Genomic DNA, 9,136 nt, shown 5'->3' on the forward strand with positions numbered 1-9,136 from the left:
ACTAGTTTTTTCACTAGTTGTTAAATCTGCATACTGTTTCCACATAATTGATTTCCCCCATGGTAAGACCAGAGCCTAATATTAAAAACTCAGCTTCAAGATCATCCATTCCTATAATATTTGGCATGGTCAATACCTGATTGCCCAGGCCATCACCTACCACTAAATCAATTTTGGAGCCTTTGGGAATCTCCAAACCTTCCTTAATTTCTCTGCCCCTGTATTTTTGTTTTAATACCGCATTGTGGCCAATATCCGGAACATATACAATATCTCCCCTCACCAAACCAAAGTTAGCTATTATTTCTTGGGCATTTTTCAGCGGTGTATTGACCAAGTTAGGCATCTTGATCAAAGGTGCATTTTTTGCATTCAGGGTAACATATATTTTACGCTCTTGTTTTACTTTTGCCCCCGGCTTTGGGTTTTGCTTTAATACCACTAGAGGCTCAGCTTCAGCTACAAACCCACTGTCTAAAGTAACCTCCATAATAAGGTTCCTTCCTTCTAAATATCCTTGAACTTCATCATAATGAAAGCCCTCTAAATCCGGAACAGTAACCGATTCCCCATGATGGGTATAACTCGGTAAATAAATTTGGAAAAAGGTAAACAATAGCCCAAAGGTAATGGCTAATATGATCAACAGGTGAATACCTATTTTCTTAATACCTACTTTAAAATCACTCATAATTTGTCTAATGCAAGATTTGATCCAACTTTTTAGGATGTCACCTTTTTTTCATTTGAATACTTATGCAAATTAATGCTATAATTTAAATCTTATAAATTACAGCTCAAATTTTTCTAAAAGAACTATCCCTTCCTATTTCATTATCATCATTGTAAAACCAATCTTTTTGTCAGAAGAAAATCTTCTCCCATGATTTTTACGATAAACAAACCGCTACTCAAATGTTCCTTCCCAAAACTATACGTTTGATTCAATGTATTGGGAAAGGTAATATCGTAAGCTTTCTGCCCGGATGTACTGAAGAATTGAATGGTTATGTCTTCATAATCCTGTAGGTTAAAGGTAATATTGAATACATCCTGAGCGGGATTTGGGTAAATCAAGCTCTGGTTTATTTCAGGTACTACAGGGTCAGGATTATCGGACAAGTACAATGAAATATTGTCTACCTGTAGTACTCCTTCAGAATCTTCTTCATTTTGTACTTTAAAATATATCCTAACTTTTTCTTCCCCCGCAAAGTCATTCAAGTTGACAAAGCTGTGTTGGCTTGCTTCATCCGATCCATTGGAACCTATTTCCTTATTGAGCGCTTCACCTGTCACCTCCCACACCTTTTGTCCCGTTTGACCTCCATCTGTGCTCACCAAAATTGAAAAACCGGAAATACCCTCTGTGGAAAAACCATCTCCTCCATAATCAAATATTAAACCGGCCCTACTTGTTCCATCAAGTGAGAATTCAGGTGAAACCAACCAATAGGCATTGTTGGATTCCATTCCGGACAATACAGCTTGATTTTCTCCTGATATAGAAGACACTTGCCATGAAGGCAAATTATTTTCAGGATTGATGCTTAGCCAGTCATCAAGTTGGCCGGAATCAAAATTTTGACGCCAAGGAGCTAATATACTTACCTCATTCTGAATAAAATACCTGGTCATTTGGTCTCCGGAGTCGTCGTTCTGGTCAAAATTAGGCATTGAAACCTCATAGGTTACCTGATTTAAACCAGGATCAAAGGAATTGTCCAATTCCACGGAGATGGAGGATCCCGGTGAAAGGCTGACACCTTCTATCAAATTGGAATCTCCTGCACCTTTATTTAGATAAAAACTGGACACGGATAGGTTCCCATTATTGGACAAGGTCAATATATCCGATACCTGTGCTCCATTTACTACTGGCAAAGGTTCTTCCACAGCATCTATCTCCACTTGGTAAATTAAGTTTTCCTCAGTGCTCAGGTTAATGTTTTTAATGAAAATATTATTTCCATACCCATTGATTGACACAAAAGCAAGGCGCACATCACTTTCTCCGGCATAGGCACTGAGGTTGACCAATTCTTTTCTAAACTGTTCCTCAGTACTTGGTACAAATTCATTGGAGGAAACACCGACTGTTCCAAGAATATTGCCTGACTTGTTATAAGGAGCTGTCAATAGATTAAATGTATTGCCACAATCAGTGGAAACAGCAACAATAAGCGACTCACTGTAGGCGCTATTTGAAAAAGGTGAATAGGCCAAATCAAATGACAGCTGTGGATTTTGTAAACCGGACAGGTCAAAAACCGGACTAATCAAATAATCCAATTCACCTTGACCATTGTAATCGAAACCATTGAGCAGGAACACCTCGCTGGAGCTGCCGTCGATCGGAAGATCAATTGGCGACCAGGTATAGGATTGGTCCTCGTTGATGTATTCCCAACCGGAAATCACACGGTGTCCGGGGTAGGAATAAGGCAGAACTGCCGTGGCCGGCAAATTGGTAGTAATACTTTGAAAATTATTTGACTGGTCTTCATCTTCGGCATCATTCACCAATAAAATCTCTGCTCCAAATGTATTGCTGCTGCCACTTAAGAAAATTTCATCAAAGGCAAGTTGTGCAGATTCTCCCAAGGCAATGTTTACTTCAAAATTTTTCGTTTCTTGCGCTGCCCCATTTAGCTGAATACTAGCCTTAATTTTGGTGACCGTTTCCTGTCCTGCATTTACTACTTCGATGACAGGAGTAATGGTATTGCTACAGCGATAATTCGACGGTGAAATGATCTCAGTAAGTTCAATATCATAACTATAAATTTGTGGGTCTGATAGTGCCCTGCTACTGAGTAAAGAGGCTCTCCTGGGGCTATAGGTCAATATTACATCCATGCGCTCCACCTGTCCTACAGTAAAGAGGCTCATGCATCGATCCGGTGTATAATCCATGAAATTTTCCACCATATCTCTGGAATCACAAGTAAATCTAGGAGTAACAATACAAGTATTGTTAGATTGGCTTTGCAGTGGAGTATCAGCCACATAATCGTCAACTTCACAACCTCCATCACCCCAGGTATGCCTGAGGCCTAAAAAATGTCCCATTTCATGAGTGGCGGTCCTTCCTTTGGAGTTTTGAGAAACATTGTCAATGCTTCCGAAATAATTATAATCAATGGCAACCCCATCGGTCTCTCTGGTCACAGTAGGGTTGCTTAAACCTTCCAATTCGTTGGAAATAGGGAAACTGGCAAAGCCTATTGTGGGTGGGGTCAGCGGCATTACCCAAATATTAATGTATTCTTCAGGTGCCCAAGAGGCAAGTTGACCTACCAAAGCCGCATCATTTAATCCATAAGTATCTTTTGGTCCTTCCACCCTATTGATCCCATTAGACGGCATGCCTTGGGGATCTTGTTTGGCCAAAACAAATTCAATCCCTGCACTTGAGGCAACATCTAAAAATTCCGTTGGGGTATTGGTAGTGAAATCAGAATTTTGCATTTGAAAATCCTCATTCAATATTCTTATCTGATCTAAAATTTGTGCATCAGAGATATTTGCCCCTACACCAATCGCTTCTCCATGATGGATCACATGAATAACCACGGGTAGCTGTCTAATTTCATCGGCAAGTGTGCGGTTCCCCTCACTTTCCAACCTTAATTGCTCTCCTTTGGCCGCTACCCATCCTTCAAAATAAGCTTTGGAGCCAAAATAGCCCAGAGACTGTGCTTGCTTTTCTTCAAAAAAAACGGTGGCGCATTGTTCCAATGATCGGCCTTCACTGTCGGTAATTGCTTCATTTTGACCTAAAGCAATATTTCCACCCCCTATAAAAAAGAATTGCACTGATACTAAACATAATATCAGTGCATTATAATATTTAATCATATTTTAAATAATAAGTCAGGCTACTTCAATATTTACGGCTTCAACCCTAATGATTTCAGGTATTGCCTTTTTTATCGCTTCTTCTACACCGGCCTTAAGCGTCATGGTAGACATGGGACAAGAACTACAAGCCCCTGTAAGTTCCAACTGAAGCACCATATCTTCGGAAAGGTCTACGATCTTCACATTTCCACCATCTGCTTCTAAATAGGGCCTGATCGTATCCAGCGCCTTTTCAATTTGATCTTTGTATTGATCCAACATTGTCTTTAAACTTTAACCTGTACTACTTCTGTTTTACTTGCAGCAGCATTTCTGATGGCTACTTGTCTTGCTACACCTTCTGCAAAGTTGCCGAAAGCTTCTGCCATTACTCCCTCCTTCAACACTGCCGGATAACCACTGTCTCCACTTTCTCTGATGCCTTGAACCAAAGGAATTTCCCCCAAATAGGTAACGTCATATTTTTCAGAAAGTTTGCGTCCGCCTCCTTGTCCAAATATATAGTACTTATTGTCAGGTAGTTCGGCAGGTGTAAAGTAAGCCATATTTTCTACAACTCCCAATATAGGCACATTGATCTGGGCTTGCTTAAACATTGTTAACGCTTTGGTAGCATCCGCCAAGGCCACTTTCTGGGGTGTGGTAACAATTACAGCACCGGTAACGGGTAAGGTTTGAACCATAGTAAGGTGGATATCTGAAGTTCCCGGAGGCAGATCAATCAGCAGGTAATCCAATTCTCCCCATTCCACATCTCCAATAAACTGCTTCAAAGCAGAACTTGCCATCGGACCTCTCCAAACAACTGCATTTTCTGCAGGAGTCAAAAAACCTATGGACATCAATTTTACACCATACTGCTCTATGGGAATGATAATGTTTTTGCCATTCACTTTTTTGATGGCAGGTTGCTCCCCTTCTACATTAAACATTGTAGGAACAGAGGGACCAAAAATATCTGCATCTATCAAACCTACTTTGGCCCCTGATTTGGCCAAGGCAACGGCTAGATTAGAGGAACAAGTACTTTTCCCTACCCCGCCTTTGCCTGAGGCGATGGCAATGATATTTTTAACATTTGGCAATAAGGGTGCATCATTTCTGACTGTAGTTACATTTGAAGTCATCAAGATATCTGCCTTTACATCCTCGCCAAGTGCTTTTTTTAATGCCTCTTCACAGTTCATCCTGATCAACTCCTTTAAGGGACAAGCCGGGGTGGTGAGCACCACCTTAAAAGAAATCTTTTGGTCACTAATAATTTCCAAATCCTGAATCATACCGAGGGTCACCAAATCTTTTTTTAGATCAGGGTCCTCCACTGTAGATAGGGCCTGTAAAACTTTTTCCTTAGAAATATTCATTCCTGATTTTTGATTTTTATGCAATTTATAGCTAATCCTCCGTTAATAAAATATTTTCATGCTTTATGGCGGGATTTGTCCTTGCTAAACTTACTTTAATTTTAAAAGATCTTGCCTTTACCGTTATCACTTCAGAGAAATTTTTCACCGTCACAATATGCCTTTATTATTTAAAGTACAATTTGTCTTGAAGATAGCCAGCTTTTGTATCAAGCCAAAGGTTGGCGTTTCAGCAAGTGCCTGTATTGTGTTAGTTTTAAGATCTTTTAACCCTTTGTAGCGAAATTCACTTAACTTCTCAACTATTAAAAGGCCAAAATAGTTTCTAATTTTGAAGGAGTACTGTCCAAAGAATTCTCGTTCATAAAGCTTATCTTTACACTTCGATAAAAAACTATGGCCATATCTAATCAAACAACGGACAAGGTAAGAGAGCGGGTAGACATTGAAGAAGTGGTCAATGACTATGTCACCCTGAAAAGAAAGGGACAAAACCTTTGGGCTTGTTGTCCTTTTCACCAGGAAAAGTCCCCTTCTTTTTCCGTTTCCCCTGCCAAACAAATTTACAAATGCTTTGGTTGTGGTAAAGCCGGCGACCCTATACAGTTTATCATGGACATTGAAGGGGTGGGCTTTCCGGAAGCGATCAAGCATCTGGCCACAAAGTATGGCATTGAAATAGAGGAATTTTGCTAAAGATTTTTTTCATGAAAACCTTCAATCCGGGGAAGGAAAATCCATTGGTCTTAGTTATTTAAAAGAACGTGGGTTTGATATCGCCACCATAGAGAAATTTGAACTGGGCTATTCACTAGATGGTTGGGATCATTTATTGAATAAAGCCAAAACCTCGGGCTTTGAGGAGACCAATCTCCTGAAGGCAGGGCTGATCCTCGAACGTGAGAACAAGCCCGGCAATTATTATGACAGGTTTCGAGGGCGAGTGATGTTCCCTATTCATAACCTGAGCGGAAAGGCCATTGCTTTTGGAGCGAGGATAATGACTCAGGACAAAAAGCAACCCAAATACATCAACTCTCCTGAAACGGCCATTTACCATAAGAGTGATGTACTCTATGGAATCTATCAGGCCAAACAAGCCATTCGCCAAAAGGAAAACTGCTACCTCGTAGAAGGCTATACCGATGTAATCTCCATGCACTTGGCTGGTGTGGAAAATGTGGTTGCTTCTTCAGGCACCTCACTTACTGAGAATCAAATAAAGTTAATCAAGCGATTTTCTGATCAGGTCACTGTATTGTATGATGGAGATGATGCCGGTATCAATGCTTCTTTGAGGGGTATAGACATGTTGTTGGAAGGTGGACTGAACGTGAAGGCGGTGGTCTTCCCCCCCAATGAAGATCCGGATAGTTTTTCCCGAAAAGCCGGAAAAGAGGGTTTCCAAAAGTTTCTTGAAGCCGAAGAAAAAGATTTTATTCATTTTAAAATTGACCTGTTCACCAAAGGGGCGGCAGATGATCCCATAAAAAAAGCAGAAGCCATTCGGCAGGTAGTATTAAGTATTTCCAAGGTTCCGGATCCGATTATTCGTTCCGTATACGCAAAAGAATCGGCCAGGCTCCTGGGTATGGAAGAGGACATCTTACTCACAGAACTCAATCGCCAATTACTAAAAAATCAACAAAAGAAAAGCCCATCAAAATTCCAGAAAGCGCCTGAATCCAGCCCTATTGAGCAGCTACTTCCCGGCACACCGGCGGAAGAAACGAAGAAAACAGGACCAAGAACCATAAAGGAAGAGCGCGAACTTGTAAGGATTCTAATCAACTATGGTTTTGAGATGGTTTCTGAGGAAATGCATGTGTGTGAATACCTGCTGGAGGAAATAAAAGACCTGAACTTTGGTACACCCATTTACCAAGAATTGCTCAACCATTATAAAAATGCTTTGAGGGAAGGCACCATACCCAAATTCGATTATTTCTTAAAAATTCAAAACCCTCAATTGAAGACTGAAGTGATAAACATGGTGGCCCCAACCAGAGAAATTTCTCAAAACTGGGAATCAAAGCATCAAATTTTTTCCAGAAGGGAAGCCGATGATCTTCCGGAAACCACCTATAAAACCTCATTAAAGCTTAAAAGTGCCTATTTAAAAAGGATGCGTGATGAGCTTGAGGAAAAAATCAAGTTAGGGAAAGAAGAGGAATTAGAGGAATTATTGACCATGCATATGGAACTTACGCAGTTAAAATCCAAAATAGATCGTGAATTAGGTAATGTAATCCCTTCCAGGAATTAAACTAATATTTTGTAAAAAGGGTTAGTAAATAAATAATCGTAATTTTGTGATTACATATTAAATACTTTAAAGAATAAAATGAAAGATACAGTTTATCTTGATCCAATAGAAGACGCGATTGCAGCAATAAAAAACGGTGAAATCATTATTGTGGTAGATGACGATGACCGCGAAAATGAAGGGGATTTTATTTGTGCAGCAGAAAAAGTTACCCCGGAAATCATCAATTTTATGGCCACTCATGGTCGTGGGTTAATTTGTGCTCCTTTGGTAGAAGACCGATGTGAAGAGCTAGGGTTGGAGTCAATGGTTGGTACCAATACTGCAGCTTTCGAAACCCCTTTTACTGTATCTGTAGATTGAGAAGATCAGGGCATACAGAAGCAGCCATTGATCTGGCCCGTCTCGCCGGCTTACAACCTGCCGGGGTACTGGTAGAAATCATGAATGAGGATGGCACCATGGCCCGTCTTTCTGACTTGGTGCATGTGGCCAAAAAATTTGATTTAAAACTGATATCCATAAAAGACCTAATTGCTTATCGACTGAAGAATGATAGCCTGATAAAGCGAGAGATAGGCGTGGAAATGCCTACCGAATTTGGCAATTTCAAATTGATTGCTTACAAACAAACCAATACCAATGAAACCCATATGGCCTTAATCAAAGGTGAATGGAAAGAGGGCGATACGGTGATGGTAAGGGTTCATTCTTCTTGTATTACAGGAGATATCTTTGGCTCTTGCCGCTGTGACTGCGGACCACAGTTGCATGAAGCCATGAAGATGGTAGAAGAAAACGGCAAAGGTTTGGTACTTTACATGAATCAGGAAGGACGAGGCATCGGTTTAATCAATAAGTTAAAAGCCTATAAATTGCAAGAAGAAGGAATGGATACCGTGCAAGCAAATTTGGCACTTGGTTTCCCAATGGACAAGCGGGATTATGGTGTAGGGGCTCAAATTCTTAGGGATTTAGGCGTATGCAAAATCCAATTGATTACCAACAATCCAACCAAAAGAGTGGGCCTTTCAGGTTATGGTTTGGAAATTGTGGATACGGTGCCTCTAGAGATTAATTCCAATCCACATAATGAAAAATACCTGATGACCAAGAGAGATAAAATGGGGCATCAGATTCTGAAAAAATAGTTTTTGGTGATATTATTTCATAGGTCATTCAACACAAAATGATTTTTTTTCGTTATTAGTGTAGAATCAAAATAGAATCTGTCATGAAAAGATCCATAAATTTAATTTTGTGCTTGTTTCTTATCACCGGTGTTTCCATGGCGCAGGAATTCCCTTCCCAGGTTTGGCATCCGGGAAAAGTCTTCCTGACCTCCGGGCAAATGTTTGAAGGAAAGGTAAAATATGATTTGGATGCAAATGTTGTATTGGTACAAACCAATACTGTGGAAACCTTTAGCTCTGCCTCTATCACCTATTTCGAAATTTTTGACGAAGTATATGGTGGAATCAGAACTTTCTATAGTCTGCCCTATGCATTAAATTCAGATTATAAAACCCCAATATTCTTTGAGGTGCTAACTGAGGGAGAAGAAATTACCCTGCTATGTAGGGAGTTTATTACCACAGACAATCGAGGTTATAACTCCTATGGCATGAGAGGAATGTACATG

6 protein-coding genes and 2 pseudogenes are annotated in these 9,136 nt (G+C 40.2%); 4 read left to right on the forward strand and 4 right to left on the reverse strand.

The features are described 5' to 3' along the window. Positions 1-13: 13 nt before the first annotated feature. From AAC037_RS12235 to AAC037_RS12250, 4 genes are all read right to left on the reverse strand, one after another. Positions 14-691: a PASTA domain-containing protein gene (locus AAC037_RS12235; RefSeq protein ID WP_339903269.1), complete on the reverse strand. Its 678-nt coding sequence runs from the start codon at positions 689-691 to the stop codon at positions 14-16. 149 nt (positions 692-840) lie between these two features. Further along, positions 841-3,861 (reverse strand): choice-of-anchor J domain-containing protein, encoded by a 3,021-nt coding sequence (locus AAC037_RS12240; RefSeq protein WP_339903270.1) that lies wholly within the window; start codon positions 3,859-3,861, stop codon positions 841-843. A 15-nt stretch (positions 3,862-3,876) separates the two neighbouring features. Beyond that, entirely contained in the window at positions 3,877-4,125 is a 249-nt protein-coding gene (locus AAC037_RS12245; RefSeq protein ID WP_014021472.1) for a NifU family protein, read from the reverse strand. 5 nt (positions 4,126-4,130) lie between these two features. Beyond that, on the reverse strand, positions 4,131-5,228 hold the full coding sequence (locus tag AAC037_RS12250; RefSeq protein WP_339903271.1) for an Mrp/NBP35 family ATP-binding protein: 1,098 nt from the start codon (positions 5,226-5,228) through the stop codon (positions 4,131-4,133). A 396-nt stretch (positions 5,229-5,624) separates the two neighbouring features. Between AAC037_RS12250 and AAC037_RS12255 the strand changes: the two genes are divergently transcribed. From AAC037_RS12255 to AAC037_RS12270, 4 genes and pseudogenes are all read left to right on the forward strand, one after another. Further along, a complete protein-coding gene (locus tag AAC037_RS12255; RefSeq protein WP_339903272.1) occupies positions 5,625-5,924 on the forward strand; it encodes a CHC2 zinc finger domain-containing protein in 300 nt (99 codons plus the stop codon). Between the two features lie 43 nt (positions 5,925-5,967). Beyond that, positions 5,968-7,494 (forward strand): DNA primase, encoded by a 1,527-nt coding sequence (gene dnaG, locus AAC037_RS12260; RefSeq protein WP_339903273.1) that lies wholly within the window; start codon positions 5,968-5,970, stop codon positions 7,492-7,494. 78 nt (positions 7,495-7,572) lie between these two features. After that, positions 7,573-8,645, forward strand: a pseudogene (gene ribA / locus AAC037_RS12265) (GTP cyclohydrolase II). A gap of 83 nt (positions 8,646-8,728) precedes the next feature. Then, positions 8,729-9,136 (forward strand): annotated as a pseudogene (locus tag AAC037_RS12270) (hypothetical protein); the annotation flags it as partial.

It is taken from the genome of uncultured Cyclobacterium sp., assembly GCF_963976465.1.
In the GTDB taxonomy this organism is placed as follows: domain Bacteria; phylum Bacteroidota; class Bacteroidia; order Cytophagales; family Cyclobacteriaceae; genus Cyclobacterium.